14 protein-coding genes are annotated in these 19,903 nt (G+C 61.8%); 13 read left to right on the forward strand and 1 reads right to left on the reverse strand.

The features are described from left to right. Nucleotide 1 precedes the first annotated feature (1 nt). From ACKLNA_RS06125 to ACKLNA_RS06135, 3 genes are read left to right on the forward strand one after another with little or no spacing between them, the layout of a single operon-like run. A complete protein-coding gene (locus ACKLNA_RS06125) occupies nucleotides 2-2,452 on the forward strand; it encodes an acyl-CoA reductase (protein ID WP_408985238.1) in 2,451 nt (816 codons plus the stop codon). Further along, nucleotides 2,436-3,725, forward strand: a complete 1,290-nt coding sequence (locus ACKLNA_RS06130; protein ID WP_408985239.1) for a phenylacetate--CoA ligase family protein — start codon at nucleotides 2,436-2,438, stop codon at nucleotides 3,723-3,725. The genes ACKLNA_RS06125 and ACKLNA_RS06130 overlap by 17 nt, the downstream gene beginning before the upstream one ends. Then, nucleotides 3,725-4,645 (forward strand): GNAT family N-acetyltransferase, encoded by a 921-nt coding sequence (locus ACKLNA_RS06135; RefSeq protein WP_408985240.1) that lies wholly within the window; start codon nucleotides 3,725-3,727, stop codon nucleotides 4,643-4,645. The genes ACKLNA_RS06130 and ACKLNA_RS06135 overlap by 1 nt, the downstream gene beginning before the upstream one ends. Before the next feature lie 37 nt (nucleotides 4,646-4,682). Here ACKLNA_RS06135 and ACKLNA_RS06140 read toward each other — a convergent pair whose 3' ends face one another. Continuing rightward, a complete protein-coding gene (locus tag ACKLNA_RS06140; protein ID WP_408985241.1) occupies nucleotides 4,683-5,216 on the reverse strand; it encodes a hypothetical protein in 534 nt (177 codons plus the stop codon). A gap of 379 nt (nucleotides 5,217-5,595) precedes the next feature. On the opposite strand from ACKLNA_RS06140, the gene ACKLNA_RS06145 reads away from it, so the two are divergent. The 10 genes from ACKLNA_RS06145 to ACKLNA_RS06190 all read left to right on the forward strand — a co-directional run bounded on the left by ACKLNA_RS06145 (nucleotide 5,596) and on the right by ACKLNA_RS06190 (nucleotide 19,835). Continuing rightward, nucleotides 5,596-7,587 (forward strand): methyl-accepting chemotaxis protein, encoded by a 1,992-nt coding sequence (locus tag ACKLNA_RS06145; protein ID WP_408985242.1) that lies wholly within the window; start codon nucleotides 5,596-5,598, stop codon nucleotides 7,585-7,587. A 157-nt stretch (nucleotides 7,588-7,744) separates the two neighbouring features. After that, entirely contained in the window at nucleotides 7,745-8,191 is a 447-nt protein-coding gene (locus tag ACKLNA_RS06150; protein ID WP_408985243.1) for a DUF411 domain-containing protein, read from the forward strand. After that, entirely contained in the window at nucleotides 8,191-8,625 is a 435-nt protein-coding gene (locus ACKLNA_RS06155; protein ID WP_408985244.1) for a YqaA family protein, read from the forward strand. Before ACKLNA_RS06150 ends, ACKLNA_RS06155 begins: the two co-directional genes overlap by 1 nt. Nucleotides 8,626-8,710: 85 nt before the next feature. After that, the gene (locus ACKLNA_RS06160; RefSeq protein WP_408985245.1) at nucleotides 8,711-9,736 is read left to right on the forward strand and encodes an alpha/beta fold hydrolase; all 1,026 of its coding nucleotides are present in this window, start codon (nucleotides 8,711-8,713) and stop codon (nucleotides 9,734-9,736) included. A 13-nt stretch (nucleotides 9,737-9,749) separates the two neighbouring features. Next, nucleotides 9,750-10,703: a D-2-hydroxyacid dehydrogenase family protein gene (locus ACKLNA_RS06165; protein ID WP_408985246.1), complete on the forward strand. Its 954-nt coding sequence runs from the start codon at nucleotides 9,750-9,752 to the stop codon at nucleotides 10,701-10,703. Between the two features lie 528 nt (nucleotides 10,704-11,231). Next, nucleotides 11,232-12,818 (forward strand): glycogen synthase GlgA, encoded by a 1,587-nt coding sequence (glgA, locus tag ACKLNA_RS06170; RefSeq protein WP_408985247.1) that lies wholly within the window; start codon nucleotides 11,232-11,234, stop codon nucleotides 12,816-12,818. A gap of 18 nt (nucleotides 12,819-12,836) precedes the next feature. Next, complete coding sequence (gene treZ / locus ACKLNA_RS06175) at nucleotides 12,837-14,639, forward strand: malto-oligosyltrehalose trehalohydrolase (RefSeq protein ID WP_408985248.1); 1,803 nt, start codon at nucleotides 12,837-12,839, stop codon at nucleotides 14,637-14,639. Then, nucleotides 14,636-16,714 carry a 4-alpha-glucanotransferase gene (gene malQ, locus ACKLNA_RS06180; RefSeq protein ID WP_408985249.1) on the forward strand — a complete coding sequence of 693 codons (2,079 nt, stop codon included), beginning with the start codon at nucleotides 14,636-14,638 and terminating at the stop codon, nucleotides 16,712-16,714. The genes treZ and malQ overlap by 4 nt, the downstream gene beginning before the upstream one ends. Further along, complete coding sequence (locus tag ACKLNA_RS06185) at nucleotides 16,711-19,485, forward strand: malto-oligosyltrehalose synthase (RefSeq protein WP_408985250.1); 2,775 nt, start codon at nucleotides 16,711-16,713, stop codon at nucleotides 19,483-19,485. The genes malQ and ACKLNA_RS06185 overlap by 4 nt, the downstream gene beginning before the upstream one ends. 29 nt (nucleotides 19,486-19,514) lie before the next feature. Continuing rightward, nucleotides 19,515-19,835 carry a DUF2934 domain-containing protein gene (locus ACKLNA_RS06190; RefSeq protein WP_408985251.1) on the forward strand — a complete coding sequence of 107 codons (321 nt, stop codon included), beginning with the start codon at nucleotides 19,515-19,517 and terminating at the stop codon, nucleotides 19,833-19,835. The last annotated feature ends 68 nt before the right edge of the window (nucleotides 19,836-19,903 follow it).

Consider the following 19,903-nt stretch of genomic DNA (forward strand, 5'->3'; position numbering starts at 1 on the left):
TATGTACCTGATCAATGGACAACTTCACGATCAGTTCAGCCTTGATGCCGCGCTGGAGCAACTGCGTCAGACACTGCCATTGAACCTGAGCCGGCCCTTGCACAGTGAGACGGTCATCGAAGCGGTGGCCGCGTTTGCCGCCCGGCTGAGCGACAGCACGCTGGCCCTGCCACTCGACATCGAACATCGTCAGTCGCTGATCGAGTTCTGCCAGCCGCAAGGGCTGTTGCGCAAACTCGAACGTGAACTGGGCGATCAACCCGCTGCGCTGCGCCGGCCCGATTATCGCCAACCACGCTTCGAGTGCTGGGGCCCGTTGGGCCTGGTGGTGCACGTCACCCCCGGCAACGCGACTCTCCTGGCGTTCTGTGCGGTGATCGAGAGTCTGCTGGCCGGTAACGTCAACTGGCTGCGCCCCAGCAGCAGCGACGACGGTCTGACCGCGCAATTGCTCCATGCGCTGACGCAATGCGATCCCAGCGGCCAACTGGCCGGGCATATTGCCGTCGTACCCGCGACTACCGCGCAAATCGGCCAGTTGTGCCAATGGGCCAACGGCGTCTCGGCCTGGGGTGGCGAGTCGGCGCTACAAGCGATCCGTGAGCAGATCCCCGCCGGTTGCCGCTGGATCGATTGGGGACATCGCATCAGCTTCGTTTATCTGACCCCGGACGCGGTCTCGCCACAGACACTGGATGGCGTGGTCGATGAAGTCTGCAGACTCGATCAGCAAGCCTGCTCCAGTCCGCAATGGTTGCTGGTGGACAGCGACGACCAGGCCGTACTGCGCGAAATCGGTTTACGGCTGTCCGAAGCATTCGAACGCCGTGCGGAGCAATGGCCGCCATTGCAGCCAACCCTTCAGGAAGCTTCGCAAATCACCACCGATACGGCCATGGCCCGGCTCGCAAACAGTTTTACCGAGGTGGCTGGCGAGGTCTGGGAAACTCCGGGCTGGCGCGTGATCTGGACCCACGACCCGTCATTGCAGCCTTCACCATTGTTTCGCAGCCTGCTGCTCAAGCCAGTGCCGCACGCACGGTTGATCGAGACGTTGCTGCCATGGAGAAACGTGTTGCAAAGCTGCGCCCTGATCTGCCCGGAACAGCGGATTGCAGCGCTTTCACGGAGCCTGATCGCCGCTGGTGTCACCCGGATTGCCCCGGTGTCGGCGATTCACGATGGCTACGAAGGCGAACCGCATGACGGCGTCTATGCCTTGCAGCGTCTGAGCCGGCGAGTCTCGGTAAGCCTGTCGCCGACACAACTGCCCTCCCACGCTTTGCTCGACGGCGCAGCCATTGCGCCCTGCGTGACGAACCTGCCGATCATGAACAAGGAAGATTTCATCGCACGGCCGATCAACCCGGCGGCCCAGCTGTATTTCCGCTCCGGCGGCAGCAGCGGCGTACCGGCGCTCTCGGGTTTCAGTTATCGCGACTTCCACCGGCAGATGCGCGCTACGGCCGACGGTCTGTTCGCCGCCGGACTCGATCCGAGCCGGGACCGGGTGATGAACCTGTTTTTCAGCGGCGGTCTGTATGGCGGCTTTTTCAGCTTCTCCAACGTGCTGGAACAACTGCACGTCACACACCTGCCGATGGGTGCCCCGGCCGATGACGATTACCGGGAAATTGCGCAATTGATCGTCGAACAGCGGGTGAACACGCTGATCGGCATGCCGAGTACGTTGCACCGTTTGTTTCTCAACGAACAAACACGTTTACGCGCCTATGGCGGGATCGAAAAGGTATTCCTCGGCGGTGAGCACCCCGGCGAACAGAGCCGCCAGTTGATGCAGGATTGCGGTGTCACCCTGATCCGCTCGGCGATCTACGGCAGTGTCGATGCCGGCCCGCTCGGTCATGCGTGCCCGGCCACCGACGATGGTGTGTTTCATCTTTTGAGCGATATCCAGCATCTGGAAATTGTCGCGTTCGAGGCCGATCGTCCCGTCCATGGCACCGAAACCGGCCGCCTGGTGTTCACGTCCCTCGAACGGCAAGGTCAGAACGTGCAGCGGTATGACGTCGGCGACAGCGGTCGCTGGGTCCCCGGACGGTGTGGCTGCGGCCTGACGACACCCCGGTTCGAATTGCTTCGGCGCCATGGGAGGCTGGTGCGCATCGGCACCGATTTCATCTGTCTGTCGCAGCTGGCGCAGCACCTGCAGACCGAATTCCAGGTGATTCTCGAACATGCCCCCGACGGACTCGAATGCATGAAATTGCGAAGTGCGCTCGAACCCCACGAGGTGCATGAACGACTGCTGGGCTACCCGACGCTGGTCACCCTCGTGCAGACCGGGCTGCTGAAGATAGAGGCACAAATGTGCGCCATCGACCGGTTCGCCCGAAACAGCCACAGCGGCAAGACGCCGCTGCTGATCGATAATCGGGGAGCCCGCGCCTCCTCTGTTCTGCAGGGAGCGCACCATGAATCCGGTAACTGATTGGCAGGCGCTGGTGGCTTTTGCACGTCAGCATTCAAGCTTTTACGCCAGCCACTTCAGCGAGGTGCCCGAGCAGGTAACGTCGCTGTCCGAACTGCCGGTCATTGACCCTGCGCAGTACTGGAAAGGCAGCCACGACCTCGACCACTGGCCGGTGCTGACCGCAGGCCTGGATAACGCACTGGTGTTCAAGACCGGCGGGACGACCGGCGACGGCAAATTGTCGGTCTTCGAGCGCCGTGAATGGCAAACGCTGGTGGAAGATTTCGCAGGCAGCCTCAAGGGTCGGTTGAACAAGGGTGACCGGGTCGCCAACCTGTTTTTCGTCGGTGATCTGTATGCCAGTTTCATCTTCACCCACGACGCCCTGGCCCATGTACAGCCGGGCATCGTGGAGTTCCCTTTCACCGGTCACGTAGATCCGGCCGTTCTGGCCGATGCGATAACACGGCATCGAATCAATGTCCTGGCGGGTGTGCCTGCGTATTGTTTGTCCTTTGCCGCATGGCTGGAGCGCCAGGGACGCCGGCTGGAGTGCGTCGAATCCCTGCTCTACGGTGGTGAAAGCCTGTTCCCGGCGCAGTTGCAACTGCTCGGCCGGGTATTCCCCAATGTAAGGGTTGCCTCCATGGGTTACGCCAGTGTCGACGCGGGCTTCATCGGCGCCAGCCATTTCGACTGCGCATTGGGTGAACATCGAATGACCCAGGGCCACAGCGTGCTGGAAATCCTCGACGAGCAGACCGGCGAAGTGATCGAGGAATGCGATCGCACCGGACGTCTGGTGATGACCAATCTCACCCGGCGGTTGATGCCGTTGATTCGCTACCCGGTTGGCGACCGCGCCTGCTGGCGAGAGGATGATCAAACCCCCACACGCAAATTCGCATTGATGGGCCGCTGCGCCGACAGCCAGCGAGTCCGGGTGGGGATTCTGACGTTACTGCCTGATGAAATTGGCAATGCCGTGCAACGCATCACCCGCAGTGAGGACTGGCAACTGGTGATCGAGCAGACCGGCACAAAAGACATCCTGACCCTGAAATGGGCTCCGGATGCCGTGCGTTCCGCGTCGGCGAAATCAGAGCAGATGCTGCGCAGCGCATTGATCGAGCGCTATCCGTTGATTTCGCAACTGAACGCCGATCATCTGCTGGATTTACGGATCGACTGTTGCACGGTTCAAGACCTGTCACGCCACCCACGCTCCGGCAAGCGCCAACGCGTGGTGGACCTGCGTGTCTACAACAATCCTCGTGCGGAGCTTCGCTGATGGAGAGCGTAACGCTGCGGAACTACCGCAACTACGACGCGAAAGCCGTGAGTAAGCTGTTTCGCGAGATCTATGGCGACCTCTACGCCCAGGCCCACGTTTATCTGCCCTGCATGATTGACCGCAACCATGCGCAAGGCCGCTGGCATTCACGGGTAGCGGTGACCGGAAATCAAGTGTTGGGGAACGCGACATTGCTTCGCACCGAAGATTCGCCTGTCGCTGAACTTGCGCTCAGCGTGGTCGCCTCCGAAATCCGCGGCCAGAATATTGCCACCCGGCTGGGGCGGCAGCTGTTGATCGATGCCCGGACACTGGGATTACGGGGCGTGACGATCAGACAGGTGACCTGTCACCCCTACACCCAGCGCATGGCAGCCGGCCTCGGCTTTCACAATACGGGATGGCTCCCCGACGGTGTCCCGTCTCCGCATGACGCCTCGGCACGGGAGTCGCTCGTCATCGGTTACCTGCCCATTGATGGGAACCGGCGGCCGCTACCGGCACTGGCATGGCCCGACAGCTGTCGGGACTTCATGCAGCAGATGTGCAGTGTGTTCGGAACGCAGGAAAAGGCAGCACCATGGGTGGGCGAACCGGTTCATCTTGAGCAGCGGTGGGATCGTTATGAAGGGACGTTCAGGAAACTGGATGGTTGTTTGCTCAAGCAGTTGCAGGAACTGCCGGCGCACTGGCTCATTTCAATCAGGCTGAGGCTGGCGAAGGATTTTGATAGCGCGTTGCACGCGCTGACGACGGCGGGTTTCGTGTTCACCGGACTGGCGCCGGATGAACGAGGTGCAGGATGGCTGGCGCTGTTTCATCGCGGCGCAAAACCTCCCTCGCTGACCTTGATTTGCCCGCAGATGCAGAGGCTGCACGATGACCTGCAATTGAAAATGGCGAGCATGGCGCAATAACGACAAGCCCCCTTATCGGGGGCTTGTCGTTGCAGGATCATGCCTTGGCGCTGACACCTTTGTCGGTCGGAGGCGCGCGTTCACCGCCCTGTCCGTAGGTTTTCAGGCTCTGCAGCACATAAATGGCTTTCTTGTACTCCGGGATCAATGTATTGGCGTACTTGTTGCCCTTGAGGCTGTTGTTGTTGATGGTGTCCAGTTGCGTGGCGAAATATTCCAACGCATTGAACTTGGCATCCGGGTCTTTCTGAATGCCGAAGCGATCGAACCTGTCACCGGCATTGAGCAGCGTCATCGAGGTCACTTCGGATATAAGGCCCCGACTGCGCAGGAAGTCAGTCAGTTTGCCCAATTGCTTGGGAGAGACGTTTTCCGGATCGAATCCCTTGATGTTCTTGTGCAAACGCTGTTTGTCCATTTCCGCCGTATTGAGAACGGTGGGGTCGTTGCCGACCAGGGCCAGCATCTGCTTGACCTTCACGCTTTGAGAAACCGGTTTGCCCGAGCTTCCTGCATCTCGAACCAGCAAACCTGCCTTGGGCTGCCACGCGCCGGTATAACCAACGGTCATGAGCGTGCTCCTTGCGAAAAGAACATGAAAATATCCTTGTGGAACGTCTTGAGTTGTCCGGAGTATCGGCCGGCAAACTGAAGGCACCAATCTGTTTTTCACTTTTTTACAAATTTCGTACATTCTCGATACAAAGCACTGCAACCCCCGAAGACATTGATCCAAAGCCATCTGGCCAGTCCGACGAAACTCGGGTTTTTACTCTAACGAACGGGCTGGTTAGTTTGTGTGTGTGTGTCGGAATTGTTACTTGCCGGTCAACGTGTCAAGAGCTTTTAGCACGTGAGTACCTAAAGCTTCCTCCCGCAGCGACGATATGTAAGGGATACCCCTACTGTTTTGCTCCTCGCCCCTAACAAGAAACGAAGGACCGGTCTCCATGCCCGCATTCCGTACCATTCAGGCTCGCTATACGTTGTTTCTGGTTCTGTTCATCCTGTTGCTGTCGGTCCTGACCGTGGTGGGCATCAGTCAACTGGTCGCGCCGAAACTGCGCCATACCGAAGAGCAGGTGGTACTCAACCGCATTGCCGAGGTCGCCGAGCAGATCCAGGGCGAACTGAACAAGGTTCAGTCGCAGCAGCGCAGCATCACCCAGACCATCCCGCTGCTCGACAGCGCCGCCATCGATACGGTGCTGCCGGGGCTGGTGGATCAGTACGGCGAGTTGAAAGTATTTGGCGGCGGTATCTGGCCACTGCCGGGCCAGCGCGAGGCGGGTCGCAACAAGTTCAGCACGTTCTGGCACCGCGACAGCTCCGGCAAGCTCGCCGTGAATACTTTCTGGAACAGCGACGCAGCCCCCAACTACTACGACCAGAGCTGGTACAAGGGCGGCCTGCAGACCCCGCGTGGCCAATGCGCCTGGGCCGCAGCCTATAAAGATGATGCCAGTGCCGAGCCGCGCACCAACTGCGCCATGGCTATCCAGAAAAACGGCACGACCTGGGGCGTATCGACCATTGACGTGACCCTGGGCTTTTTCAACGACCTGGTGGCGCGCAAGGAAAAAGACCTCAACGCCGAAATGCTGATCGTCGAGGCCGACGGCAAGATCATCAGCAACAGCTCGCGCATCAACGGCCCGATCGTGCTGAAAAACATCAGCGAACTGGCCGCCGGTTCGCCATTCGCCAGCCAGGTCAAGGCTGGCCTGCAACAACGTGATCAGGCCCAGCGTGTCGAATTCGACAACAACGGTGTAGCCAGCACCTTCTTCATGCGCCCGATCGAAGGCACGCCTTGGTTCCTCGCCACTGCACTGCCGACCAAAATGCTCACCGCGCAACGTGATGACGTACTCAGCAGCCTCAGCCTGTTGCAGATTCCGCTGGTGATCCTGCTGGTGCTGTTGCAGATCTACGCGATTCGCCAACTGGTTGCGCGCATGAAAGCGCTCAAGGCCAACATCGATTCGCTGTCCAGCGGCGATGCCGACCTGACCCGCCGCATCACCATCCGTGCCGAAGACGAGCTCGGCGCGATCGGTCACTCGGTCAACACCTTCATCGCCTACCTGCAGAACATGATCGGCGAAGTCACCCAGGCCACCGGCGCGATGGCTTCGAGCCTCGACAACCTGCAACGTACATCGGCGCACACCAGTCAGATCCTGCTGCGCCATGCCTCGGAAACCGACCAGACCGTCACCGCCATCAACGAGATGAGTTCGACCGCCGAAAGCGTCGCGCAAAACGCTGCCGAAACCGCTGCGTTTACCCAGCGAGCCAACGAAAATGCCGACCGTTCGCGGGTGGTAGTGGGTGAAGCGACCAGCAGCGTCGTGGCGTTGATCGATGAAGTGGCCAGTGCTACCCACAAAGTCGAGAACATGCAGCAGGACGCCCAGCGCATCACCGAAATCCTCGGTGTGATCGGCGCCATCGCCGGCCAGACCAACCTGCTGGCACTGAACGCCGCCATCGAAGCCGCCCGGGCCGGTGAACAGGGCCGCGGTTTTGCCGTGGTAGCCGACGAGGTGCGCGCCCTCGCCGCTCGCACCCAGGCCAGCACCTCGGAAATCAACGAAATGTTGACCCGCCTGACCCAAGGCGTGAGCTCGTCGGTCAGCGCCATGGAAAACACCCAGGCCAGCTGCCAGTCTGCCGCCGACGCTACTGCGCGGGTCACCACCGGACTCGATGACATGGCCGGCTCCGTCAGCCACATCAACAGCCTCAGCGCCCAGATCGCCACCGCCGCTGAACAGCAGAGCGCCGTCACCGAAGAGATCAACCGCAGCATGGTGCAGATCCGCCACATGGTGGATGAACTCGTACAAAGCGGCCAGGCCAGTGAAACCAACACCCGCCAGTTGCTGGAAGCCAACAGCCGGGTGAGTGCGATCATGGGGCGGTTCAAGGTCAGCTGACGGATTTGTCACCTTGCACTCAGGCGGCTGTCAGCTTTGATCTACGATCATGCTGACGGCCTGCCTTGTATCAACTGGAAACACTCCGTTGATGCCGGGCAGGAAAAACCGGTCAAAATGCGTTCTTTTTGACCGTCACCCGAGTCGAGAACCCTGCATGAAAAACCCTCTGCGTCTGGCCGCCCTGAGCGCCCTGCTCCTTTCCTCCCTGGCGCAAGCCGCCGACCTCATTCCGATCGAAGTCCATCGCGACGCCAACTGCGGCTGCTGCAAAAAGTGGATCAGCCATCTGGAAGCCAACGGCTTCAAGGTCGAGGATCATGTCGAAGCGGAGATGAGCAGCTTCAAGCAACAACACGGTGTGCCCCCACGTCTCGCGTCCTGCCACACGGCAATCATCAACGGCAAATTCGTCGAAGGCCACGTTCCCGCAGAACAGGTGCTGGCCCTGAGCAAGCGTGACGATCTGCTCGGCGTTGCCGCGCCGGGCATGCCGATGGGCTCGCCGGGGATGGAAATGGACGGCATGAGCGATGCCTATCAGGTGATTGGCCTCAAGAAGGACGGTTCCGATGTAGTGGTGGCGGATTACCCGGCCCATTGATGACGGCGGGTTATCTCGGGCTGTTCCTTGCCGCGTTTGGCGCGGCGACGCTGTTGCCGCTGCAATCGGAAGCCGTGCTGGTCGGGTTGCTGGTCAGCGATCGTTATTGGCTGTGGGGGCTGCTGGCGGTGGCGACGCTGGGCAACGTCCTTGGCTCGCTGGTGAACTGGTGGCTGGGACGTGGACTGGAACGGTTTCAGGATCGACGCTGGTTTCCGGTCAGCCCGAAGCACATGGCCCGCGCCCGTGTGCACTATCAGCGTTATGGGCACTGGTCGCTTTTGCTCAGCTGGTTGCCGGTCATCGGCGATCCCCTGACGCTGATCGCCGGGGTCATGCGTGAACCGCTCGGGCGTTTTCTGCTGATCGTCACTTTCGCCAAAGGCGCGCGTTACGGCGTGCTGGCCATGCTCACCCTCGGCTGGCTCGGTTGAACGATCGGGCGCGGGCATTGCCTGTGTTTAACGTCGCCCTAATCCGGCCGTTCCAGCATCGGCCGATTTCCTGTGGAGTTGTCCCATGTCTGTGTCGCTGACCCGCTGGCTGCCCGGCCTGCTGCTGACCGCTGCCCTGCCCCTGCTGGCTCACGCCGAAGGCCCGCAATATGGCCCGGAACTGCAGGGTTTCGAATATCCCTACACCCTCAAGCACTTTGCCTTTCAGTCTCAGGGCCAGTCTCTGCAGATGGGTTACATGGACGTCGCCGCCCACGGCAAGGCCAACGGGCGCACCGTGGTGCTGATGCACGGCAAGAATTTTTGCGGCGCGACCTGGGACAGTTCGATCCAGGCCCTGAGCGAGGCCGGTTACCGGGTGGTTGCCCCGGATCAGATCGGTTTCTGTACTTCCAGCAAACCCGAACACTACCAGTACACGTTCCAGCAACTGGCCGCCAACACCCAGCAATTGCTCAAGACGCTGGGCATCCAGAAAGCCACCCTGCTCGGCCACTCCACCGGCGGCATGCTGGCCACCCGCTACGCCCTGCAATACCCGGATCAGGTCGAGCAACTGGCACTGGTCAACCCGATTGGTCTGGAAGACTGGAAAGCCCTCGGTGTGCCGTATCGCAGCGTGGATCAGTGGTATCAGCGCGAACTGAAAGTCACCGCCCAGGGTATCCGCGACTATGAGCGCAGCACTTATTACGACGGTCGCTGGAAACCCGAATTCGACCGCTGGGTGGACATGCTCGCCGGCCTGAGCAATGGCCCGGGCAAGACTCAGGTCGCATGGAACTCGGCGCTGATCTACGACATGATCTTCACCCAGCCGGTGTACTACGAGTTCAAGGACCTGAAGATGCCGACCTTGTTGCTGATCGGCACGTCCGACACCACGGCTATCGGCAAGGACATTGCACCGCCCGAGGTGAAAGCGAAAATCGGTCACTACGAGGTGCTGGGCAAGCAGGTCGCCAAGCTGATTCCGCAGTCCACGCTGGTGGAATTCCCCGGCCTGGGCCATGCGCCGCAGATGGAAGAACCGGCGCAGTTCCACAAGGCGCTGCTCGGCTGGCTGAACAAAACCAATCCCGTTCGTTGAGGAGTCAAGGCTGATGGCGGTGCAGATTGCAGTGATCGATGACTGGCAGGACGTGGCGCGGGACGTGGTCGACTGGTCGGTGCTGGACAGTCTCGGCGAAGTGACCTTTGTCCATGAGTACCCGGCGGACAACGCCACACTGGCCAAACGACTGGGCCGGTTCGAGGTGATTTGCGTGATGCGCGAACGTACGCGCTTCGATGAAGACTTGCTCACGCGTTTGCCGAACCTCAAATTGCTGGTCACCGGCGGGATGCGCAACGCAGCGCTGGACATGTCGGCCGCCGCCCGCCTCGGGATCAAGGTCTGCGGCACTGACAGCTACAAACACGCCGCACCGGAACTGACCTGGGCGCTGATCATGGCCGCCACCCGCAATCTGGTGAACGAAGCCAACGCCCTGCGTGCCGGTCAATGGCAGCGGGGGCTGGGTGGCGACCTGCACGGCAAGACTCTTGGCATTCTCGGGCTCGGCAGTATCGGCCAACGGGTGGCGCAATTCGGGCAGGTGTTCGGCATGCGCGTCATTGCATGGAGTGAAAACCTCACCGCCGAGCGCGCTGAACAGGCCGGCGTCACCTATGCCAGCAAGCAGCAATTGTTCGAACAGGCTGACGTGCTGTCGGTGCACCTGGTGCTCAGTGACCGCAGCCGGGGTCTGGTCGATGCCCAGGCACTGGACTGGATGAAGCCCACTGCCCTGCTGGTCAACACAGCACGCGGGCCGATAGTCGACGAAACCGCGCTGATCAAGGCCTTGCAGAAACAGCGCATCGGTGGTGCGGCTCTGGATGTGTTTGATGAAGAACCGCTGCCGGCGCTGCACCCGTTTCGCACGCTGGACAATGTGCTGGCCACGCCTCATGTCGGGTATGTCAGCCGACAGAACTATGAACAATTCTTTTCGCAGATGATCGAGGACATTCAGGCCTGGTCGGCGGGAGAACCGATCCGTCTGCTGAATTGATCCACGCCTGCTTCGCGGGCAGCCCATGCCCGTGAAGCAGCACCCGATGACCGCCTGCCAACACAACTGTCCGCACCGCAACAGTGCATCCGCACGTTCCTTGCGCCCGAAAACGTGACCGAGCGGTCACCGTTTTGCACCGTCCGCCCCTTCAAACATGCACTTCGTCGGTGCGATGCCCCGCTCAAAGCCGCAGTTTCCGTGGCCCTGCAACACATTGTCGAACAATTCGTCCGATTGCCCTGGCCCGCTCTAGGATCTGGCCTAGACTGGTTTTCGCGAGGCGAAACCGACCGGTCACAACGCGGAAATTTTGTCGAAACTTTTGCTGATCGCGACGGGTCATCTGAAAGACAGGGCCAAAGCGACTGGTTCATTCCTTGCAACGGCCTCTTCACCCATTCTGCTTGCGCGTGTTGGGTAGCGTTTGCTCACCGATGCGTGGCGCGTTTGCGCCCGGCCACAGGATTTGGCCATGGACATCGCTTGTTCAAGACAAGAATCAGATCAACAAAACGGGAGATTCATATGATCAGTGCGGCATTGGATATTCAGGGAGAGCGTGCTCACCAGCCGGTCGGCGAATCGAGCACCATGAGCGTTCCCGGCAGCCGGTCGATCAACGTCCCGGGTACAAAAAACCTGGCACCGGTAGCCAGTCAGAATCCCAACAAGAAGAAAGTGTTGTTCGTGACCTCGGAAATCGCCGATCTGGTGAAGACCGGCGGTCTTGGTGACGTTTCTGCCGCCCTGCCCCGCGCGATGGCGCATCTGCATGATGTCCGAGTGCTGATCCCCGGTTACCCGCAAGTGATGAACAGCGAAAATCCGATCCATATCATCGGTGAACTGGGCGGCCACGCCGCGCTGCCTCCCTGCAAGATCGGGCGCATGGACATGCCTGACGGTCTGGTCATTTATGTGTTGATCTGCCCTGAACTCTACGCCCGCGACGGTGGCCCTTACGGCGCCAACAACGGTCGCGACTGGCCGGACAACCACATTCGTTTCGCCCGCCTGGGCCTGGCCGCCGCCGATATCGCCGCCAACCTCGCACAAATCCACTGGTGCCCGGATCTGGTGCACGCCCACGACTGGCCGGCCGGGCTGGCACCTGCCTACATGCACTGGCGCGGGCAACGCACGCCGACCCTGTTCACCATTCACAACCTCGCCTATCAAGGCGTGACCAGTCTCGGTTCGTGCCCGGAACTCGGGATTCCCGCCCATGCCCTGCAACAGGAAGGCATGGAGTTCTACGGCAAGATGTCGTTCCTCAAGGCCGGCATGGCCTATTCGAGCCACATCACCACGGTCAGCGCCACCTACGCGCAGGAAATCACCACCCCTGATTTCGGCTGCGGTCTCGACGGCTTTCTCGCCGCCAAGACCCAGCAAGGCTTGCTCAGCGGCATTCCCAACGGCATCGACGAGAGCTGGGATGCCGCCACCGATCCGCACCTGTTCGCGCCGTTTGCCATCGGTGACTGGGAAGGCAAAGCGATCAACGCCGCTCATGTGCGCGAGCTGTTTGGCCTGAAAGACTCCGAAGGTCCGCTGTTTGCCGTGGTGTCGCGACTGGTCTATCAAAAAGGCCTGGACCTGACCGAAGCGGTCTCCGAGTACATCGTGCAGAACGGTGGCCAGATCGCCATCATCGGTCGCGGCGAACCCGAAGAAGAACAGGCCATGCGCGAACTGGCCCTGCGCTTCCCCGGCCAGATCGGCGTGCGCATCGGCTTCAATGAAACCGATGCCCGGCGGATGTTCGCCGGCAGCGATTTCCTGCTGATGCCTTCGCGTTACGAACCTTGCGGTTTGAGCCAGATGTACGCCCAGCGTTTCGGCTCGCTGCCGGTAGCACGCAACACCGGCGGGCTGGCCGACACCATTGAAAACGGCGTCACCGGGTTCCTGTTCAACGAGTCCACGGCCGACAGCTACCGCGAAGCCCTGAGCCGCGCGTTCAAGGTGTTTGCCTTTCCGGATCTGCTGCACGCCATGCGTTGCCGGGCGATGGCGGCACCGTTCAACTGGTGCCAGGCCGTCGAACCCTACGCCGAACTCTACGAACAGCTGGTGGCCAAGGCGCTGGGTAAAACGCACCACAAATAACCAGGGAGGTTGTCAACGATGCCGTCACGGTCCCCTGAAACCTGGCCCCACGGCGCGATCATGCTGGATGCCGACCACACGCAATTCGCGTTGTGGGCGCCGGATGCGTTTTACGTCAGCGTCGAGCTGGACAATGGCCAGTCCCTGCCGATGCTGCCGCAGGGCGATGGCTGGTTCGTGATCAAAAGTCACTGCCCCGCCGGCCGTCGCTACCGCTATAACATCGACGGCGAACTGGAGGTGCCCGACCCGGCTTCCAGGGCGCAGGACGGCGACCTCGACCAGCACAGCGTGGTGGTCGATCCGCACGCTTATCACTGGCGACACAGTACATGGCAAGGCCGGCCATGGAACGAAGCGGTGATCTACGAACTGCACGTCGGCGCCCTCGGCGGTTTTGCCGAGGTCGAGCAGCATCTGGCGCGACTGGCCGGGCTGGGCGTTACCGCGATCGAACTGATGCCGATCGCGCAGTTTCCCGGCGCTCGCAACTGGGGCTACGACGGCGTGCTGCACTTTGCGCCGCAGGCTTCCTATGGCACGCCGGAACAGCTCAAACACCTGATCGACAGTGCTCACGGTTATGGCCTGGCGGTGATTCTCGACGTGGTCTACAACCACTTCGGCCCCGACGGCAACTATCTGCACCGATACGCCAAGGGTTTCTTCCGCGACGACAAACACACGCCCTGGGGCGCGGCCATTGATTTCCGGCGTCGCGAAGTGCGGGACTTCTTCGTCGAAAATGCGCTGATGTGGCTGCTGGAGTACCGTTTCGACGGCCTGCGTCTGGACGCGGTGCATGCCATCGAAGATCCGGATTTCCTGCAAGAACTGGCGCAGCGCATCCGCCAGCAAATCGACCCGTCCCGGCATGTCTGGCTGACCGTGGAGAACGAACACAATCAGGCCAGCCTGCTGGAAGACGCCTACGATGCCCAGTGGAACGACGACGGCCACAATGCCCTGCACGTACTGCTGACCGGCGAAACCGACGCGTATTACGCCGACTACGCCGAACATCCCACCGAACAACTGGCTCGCTGTCTGAGTCAGGGTTTTGTATTTCAGGGTCACCTGACCCGCCACGGCACGCCCCGTGGCGAGCCAAGCGAACATCTGCCATCCACTGCGTTCGTGCTGTTCCTGCAGAACCACGACCAGATCGGCAACCGCGCCTTCGGTGAACGCCTGCATCAACTGGCCGATCCTCGCGCCCTGCAGGCCGCCACCGTGTTGTTGCTGTTGTCTCCGATGATTCCGTTGATGTTCATGGGTGACGAGTTTGCCGCCGAGCAACCCTTTCTGTTTTTCACCAGCCACCACGGCGAACTCGCCAAATTGGTGCGCGAAGGTCGACGCAATGAGTTCGCCGCGTTCAGTGCGTTTGCCGATCCACAGCGTCGCGAGCAGATTCCCGATCCCAACGCCGAGCAGACATTCCACGCCTCGCAACCCCGGCTGATCGGCAGCGGCACGCCAAAACAGCAGGCCACCCTGGCGCTGTATCGGCACCTGTTGCAACTGCGCCACCAACACATCATTCCGCACTTGCCCGGTACACAGGCGCTCGGCGCTCAAGTGCTGGGGCCTGGCGCTGTCAGCGCGCGCTGGCGTCTGGGCAATGGCAGCGAGCTGCGAATCGACCTGAACCTCGGCGATAGCCCGGTGGTCAACCCACCACAGGCCGAATCGGTGTGGCTGCTGCGCCAGCCGCCCGCTGCCGACCTGACGGATGAAGGGCAACTGCCCCCGTATTGCGCGCTCGTCAGCCTCACGGCCGCAACCCCTTTGCCACCCCTGGATGGAGAGCGCCTATGAGCGATGCGCAACTGGAAATTCTCGCCAGCCGAGCCGGCCTTGCGGTCGACTGGATCGACGCCAATGGCCGTCAGCAAAAAGTCGCCCCGGCGGTGCTGCGCAATGTCCTCACCGGGCTCGGTCACCCGGCCGGCTCGGCCCAGGAAATCGACGCCAGCCTGCTGGAACTGCAACAAGTGCAACAGGACCGCCAATTGCCGCCGCTGCTGACCGCCGATGTCGGCGTGGGCCTGGACCTGGCGCGTTACTTCGAACCCGAAAGCCCCTGTGAGATTCATCTGGAGGACGGCACGCGGCTGTCGCTCAAACTCGATGCCGATGCGGTGCTGCCCGGTGAAATTCCAGTCGGATATCAGCAAATCCATATCGCCGATCAACATTTCACCCTCGCCGTGGCACCCGAACGTTGCTACAGCGTGGGCGATGCCGTGGACAACCCGATCCCCCGCGCCTGGGGCCTGAGCGTGCAGCTTTACAGCCTGCGCCGCCCCGGCGACGGCGGTTTCGGCGACACCCAGGCACTTGAGGAACTGGTCCGCAGCGCCGGCGAACGCGGTGCCGACGCTTTGGCAATCAGTCCACTGCACGCGATGTTCAGTGCCGACACCGGGCGCTACAGCCCTTATTCGCCGTCCAGCCGACTGTTCCTCAATTCCTTGTATGCCGCGCCGGGGACGATTCTCGGCGAGCGAGCCCTGCGCGATGCCATCGACGCGGCCGGCCTCAACGATCAATTCGAGCAACTGGAAAACCTGAAACTGATCGACTGGCCCAGCGCCGCCGACGCCAAGCAAAAACTCCTGCAAGCGCTGTACGAAGGCTTCATCCGTGGCGAACATCCATTGCAGGCGGATTTCTCCAGCTACCGCGATGCGGGTGGCGAAGCGCTGGAGAATCACTGCCGCTTCGAAGCCATCCAGGAAATGCGTGCCGCCCGTGGCGAGAACCTCGACTGGCGCGAATGGCCCGAACACTGGCACGACCCGCGCGGCGCAGCCCTCAGCGCGTTTGCCGAGGAATACGCCGAACGCATCGGTTACTTCGCGTTTTGCCAGTGGTTGATACACCGCTGTCTTGAACGCGCGCAAAACGCCGCCCGCAGCGCCGGCATGGGCATCGGTCTTATCGCTGACCTCGCGGTGGGTGCCGACGGCGCCGGCAGCCAGGCCTGGAGTTTTCAGGATGAACTGTTGGCGTCGCTGACGGTCGGTGCGCCACCGGACATTCTCAATCGTTCCGGTCAGGGCTGGGGCATCTCGGCGTTCTCCCCGGAAGGTCTGGTACGCAATGGTTTTCGGGCGTTCATCGACATGCTGCGCGCCAATTTTGCCCACGCCGGCGGTCTGCGCATCGACCATGTCATGGGCCTGCAACGGCTGTGGGTGATTCCCAACGGCGCAGCGCCGGCGGACGGCGCGTACCTGTATTACCCGGTGGACGACCTGCTGCGTCTGCTGACCCTCGAATCCCACCGCCATCAAGCGATCGTGCTGGGCGAAGACCTCGGCACCGTGCCCGATGGCCTGCGGGAAAAACTGGTCGCCCGAGCCATGCTTGGCATGCGCGTGCTGTTGTTCGAACAGGACAACACCTGGTTCAAGCCGATCCTCGACTGGCCGGACAACGCTTTGGCCACCACCAGCACCCACGACCTGCCGACGCTCAACGGCTGGTGGCATGGCCGGGACATCGACTGGAACGCGCGACTCGGGCTGATCGACGCCAACGGCGAAATCGACTGGCGCCGCTATCGCGAACGTGAGCGCGACGGTTTGCGCAATGCCCTGAGCCAGGATCCGCAGAACTTTCGCGAGGAGTCCCACGAAGCCGATCAGGTGGTCGACGCCAGTGTCCGCTTCCTTGGCCACACCCGCGCGCCGCTGGTGCTGCTGCCGCTGGAAGACGCGCTGGGCCTGGACGAGCAGGCCAACCTGCCCGGCACCATCGACACCCATCCGAATTGGTCGCGGCGCCTGCCGGGCACCAGTGACACCTTGCTCGATGGCGTCGATGCCGCTCGGCGTCTGGAACTGCTCGCCTGTGCCCGCCTTCAGGCCGCCGAGCGTGACCAATGAGTGCAGTGCAAAACCTGACCTTGCGCGCCACGGTGCGTCTGCAGTTTCACAAGGGCTTCACCCTCGATGAGGCGGTGCCACTAGTGGCGTACTTATCCCGCCTCGGCATCAGCCATGTTTACGCCTCACCGCTGCTCGCCGCCCGCGCCGGCTCCATGCACGGCTACGACGTGGTCGACCCGACCCGGGTCAACCCGGAACTCGGTGGCGAACCGGCCTTGCGCCGGCTGGTCGCGGCCCTGCGTGAACACGGCATGGGGCTGATCCTCGACATCGTCTCCAATCACATGGCGGTCGGTGGCGGTGACAATCCGTGGTGGCTCGATCTGCTGGAATGGGGCCGGCTCAGTCCCTACGGCGAGTTCTTCGACATTCAATGGCACTCGCCGGACCCGTTGATGGAAGGCCAGTTGTTGCTGCCCTTCCTCGGCAGCGATTACGGCATTGCATTGCAGGACGGCACGCTGCCGCTGGTGTTCAACGCCGGGGCCGGCACCTTCCACGTCGAGCATTACGAGCATCACTTCCCGATCTGCCCCGGGGATTACGGCGAACTGCTGAAAGCCGACGAGCCGGCGAACGAAGCACTCAAGTCGCTGGCCGATCGTTTCAGCAGCCTCAGCTACCAGACCGACGCCCGCTCGCTGGCAATACCGCTCAAGGACGAACTGCAGCAACTGGCCAGCGACCCGCACGTCCTGCAAACCATTCAGCGCAATCTGACGGGCTACGACTCGAAGACCGAAGACGGTTTCCAGCGCCTGCATCAACTGCTGGAGCGGCAAAGCTATCGCCTGGCCAGTTGGCGCACGGCGGCGGACGACATTAACTGGCGACGCTTCTTCGACATCAACGAACTCGGCGGTCTGCGGGTAGAGCGGCCCGCCGTGTTCGAAGCGACCCACGGCAAGATTTTCCAGTTGATCGAAGAAGGCCTGATCGACGGTTTGCGCATCGACCACATCGACGGCCTCGCCGATCCACGGGGTTACTGTCGCAAGCTGCGGCGACGCCTTGACTTTCTGGCACCGGGGCGACACTTGCCGGTCTACGTCGAGAAGATTCTCGGCGACGGCGAAACCCTGCGCACCGACTGGGCGGTAGATGGCAGCACCGGTTACGAGTTCATGAATCAGCTGTCGCTGCTGCAACACGACCCGGCCGGCGAGCACGTGCTCGGCGACTTGTGGCAACGCCGCACCGAACGCCCCGCCGCGTTTATCGAAGAGGCACGGCTGGCGCGTCAGCAGATTCTCAACGGTTCGCTGGCCAGCGATTGCGAAAGCGTTGCCCAGGCGCTCCTGCAAGTGGCGCGGGACGACCTGATGACCCGCGACCTCACGCTCGGTTCGATCCGCCGGGTGTTGCAGGCGTTGATCGTGCACTTCCCGGTGTATCGCACCTACATCACCGCGATGGGGCGCTCCGCGCAGGACGAGGTGTTTTTCCAGCAGGCCATGGAAGGTGCGCGGCAGACACTGAGCGAAAGCGACTGGCCGGTGCTCGACTCCGTGGCCGGCTGGCTCGGCGGCCAGCCGTGGCGGCGCAAACCCCGTGGGCGTTCGCGCAAGATTCTGCGTCATGCCTGCGTGCGCTTTCAGCAACTGACCTCGCCTGCTGCCGCCAAAGCCGTGGAAGACACCGCGCTGTATCGTTCGGCGGTGTTGCTGTCGCGCAATGACGTGGGCTACAACACTGAACAGTTCAGCGCCCCGGTCAGCGACTTTCATGCGGCAAACCAGCAACGTCTGGCGATATTCCCCGACAACCTGCTGGCCACCGCTACCCACGACCACAAACGCGGCGAAGACACTCGGGCGCGCTTGGCTGTGCTCAGCGAGCGCAGCCATTGGTACGCCGAGCAGGTCGAGCTGTGGCGCGCCCTCGCCCGGCCATTGCGCAATGACGACCAGATGCCGTCGTCCGCTGACGAATTGATCTTGTATCAGGCGCTGCTCGGCAGTTGGCCGCTGGAGCTGCACAACGACGATCAGGATGGATTCACTGACTACGCCAGACGCATCTGGCAATGGCAGCAAAAGGCTCTGCGCGAAGCCAAGCTGCAAAGCAGCTGGAGTGCGCCGAACGAGGCCTACGAAAACGCCGCGCAATCCTTCACCGAGCAGCTGTTGCTGGCGCCGGAAGGTGAACTGCTGCGCGGGGCACTGGCCAAGAGCGTCAACAGCATCGCCGCTGCCGGCGCCCTCAACAGCCTGGCGCAAACCTTGCTGCACATGACGGTGCCGGGGGTGCCGGATCTGTATCAGGGCAACGAGTACTGGGATTTCAGCCTGGTGGATCCGGACAACCGCCGGCCGGTGGATTACGGCCTGCGTGAGCAATCCGTGAGACCCGCGCCCGTAGCGGAACTGCTGTCGAACTGGCGCGACGGACGCATCAAGCAGGCATTGATCGCGCAAGTACTGAACCTGCGCGCCGAGCACACTGAGCTGTTCCGCCGTGGTTCGTACCAGGCCCTGGAGGTGCTGGGCAGCCAGGCGCACAACGTGCTGGCGTTTGCCCGCGAGCACGGGGGGAAACGGGCCATCGTCATCGTGCCGATCCGTTGCGCGCCCCTGCTGGAAAACGGTGCCGTCCCGCAGGTCGATGCGCTGCGTTGGGGCGATACACGGGTGGAATTACCGTTCGCCGCCTCCGACGAAAATCTGAAGGGACTTTTTTCGAGCACCGCAGTCACAAAAAACAGGGAGCTGGAGGTCAGCGCTGCGCTGGGGGACTTCCCGGTCAATCTGTTTATCCAACACTTCTAGAAGCATGAGTTCAGTTCAGGAGCATTGCGATGAGTACCGACGATAAACGCATCCGCGAATTCGCCTATCAGATCTGGGAATCGGAAGGTAAGCCCGAGGGTCAGGAAGCCCGCCACTGGGAGATGGCGCGCAAACTGGCCGAAGCCGAGGCACTGGCTCCGAAGAAATCGCCGAAGGCGGCCGCTGCCAAAACAGTGAGCCCCAAGGCCTCCACCCCCAAGGCAACAGCGGCCAAGCCCAAAGCCACAACGGCAAAAGCCAAGCCTGCCAGCGCCGCCAAAGTGATTCCCCCGGGCGAAAAAGCCGCCGAGAAAAAGCCCCGCGCACCGCGCAAGCCCCCGGCCATCTGAGGCTTTTCCAACCGTAGAAATGAATGACCGTGTGGCGGGTTCGCTCGCCACAGCGGGCTCACTCGCCC

This window comes from Pseudomonas sp. UV AK001 (genome assembly GCF_046097675.1).
Taxonomy (GTDB): domain Bacteria; phylum Pseudomonadota; class Gammaproteobacteria; order Pseudomonadales; family Pseudomonadaceae; genus Aquipseudomonas; species Aquipseudomonas kribbensis.

Excerpts from the sequence above, each read along its gene's own strand:
- ACKLNA_RS06125 (WP_408985238.1), top strand. The coding sequence starts at position 2 with ATGTACCTGATCAATGGACAACTTCACGATCAGTTCAGCCTTGATGCC.
- ACKLNA_RS06130 (WP_408985239.1), top strand. The coding sequence starts at position 2,436 with ATGAATCCGGTAACTGATTGGCAGGCGCTGGTGGCTTTTGCACGTCAG.
- ACKLNA_RS06135 (WP_408985240.1), top strand. The coding sequence starts at position 3,725 with ATGGAGAGCGTAACGCTGCGGAACTACCGCAACTACGACGCGAAAGCC.
- ACKLNA_RS06140 (WP_408985241.1), bottom strand. The coding sequence starts at position 5,216 with ATGACCGTTGGTTATACCGGCGCGTGGCAGCCCAAGGCAGGTTTGCTG.
- ACKLNA_RS06145 (WP_408985242.1), top strand. The coding sequence starts at position 5,596 with ATGCCCGCATTCCGTACCATTCAGGCTCGCTATACGTTGTTTCTGGTT.
- ACKLNA_RS06150 (WP_408985243.1), top strand. The coding sequence starts at position 7,745 with ATGAAAAACCCTCTGCGTCTGGCCGCCCTGAGCGCCCTGCTCCTTTCC.
- ACKLNA_RS06155 (WP_408985244.1), top strand. The coding sequence starts at position 8,191 with ATGACGGCGGGTTATCTCGGGCTGTTCCTTGCCGCGTTTGGCGCGGCG.
- ACKLNA_RS06160 (WP_408985245.1), top strand. The coding sequence starts at position 8,711 with ATGTCTGTGTCGCTGACCCGCTGGCTGCCCGGCCTGCTGCTGACCGCT.
- ACKLNA_RS06165 (WP_408985246.1), top strand. The coding sequence starts at position 9,750 with ATGGCGGTGCAGATTGCAGTGATCGATGACTGGCAGGACGTGGCGCGG.
- glgA (WP_408985247.1), top strand. The coding sequence starts at position 11,232 with ATGATCAGTGCGGCATTGGATATTCAGGGAGAGCGTGCTCACCAGCCG.
- treZ (WP_408985248.1), top strand. The coding sequence starts at position 12,837 with ATGCCGTCACGGTCCCCTGAAACCTGGCCCCACGGCGCGATCATGCTG.
- malQ (WP_408985249.1), top strand. The coding sequence starts at position 14,636 with ATGAGCGATGCGCAACTGGAAATTCTCGCCAGCCGAGCCGGCCTTGCG.
- ACKLNA_RS06185 (WP_408985250.1), top strand. The coding sequence starts at position 16,711 with ATGAGTGCAGTGCAAAACCTGACCTTGCGCGCCACGGTGCGTCTGCAG.
- ACKLNA_RS06190 (WP_408985251.1), top strand. The coding sequence starts at position 19,515 with ATGAGTACCGACGATAAACGCATCCGCGAATTCGCCTATCAGATCTGG.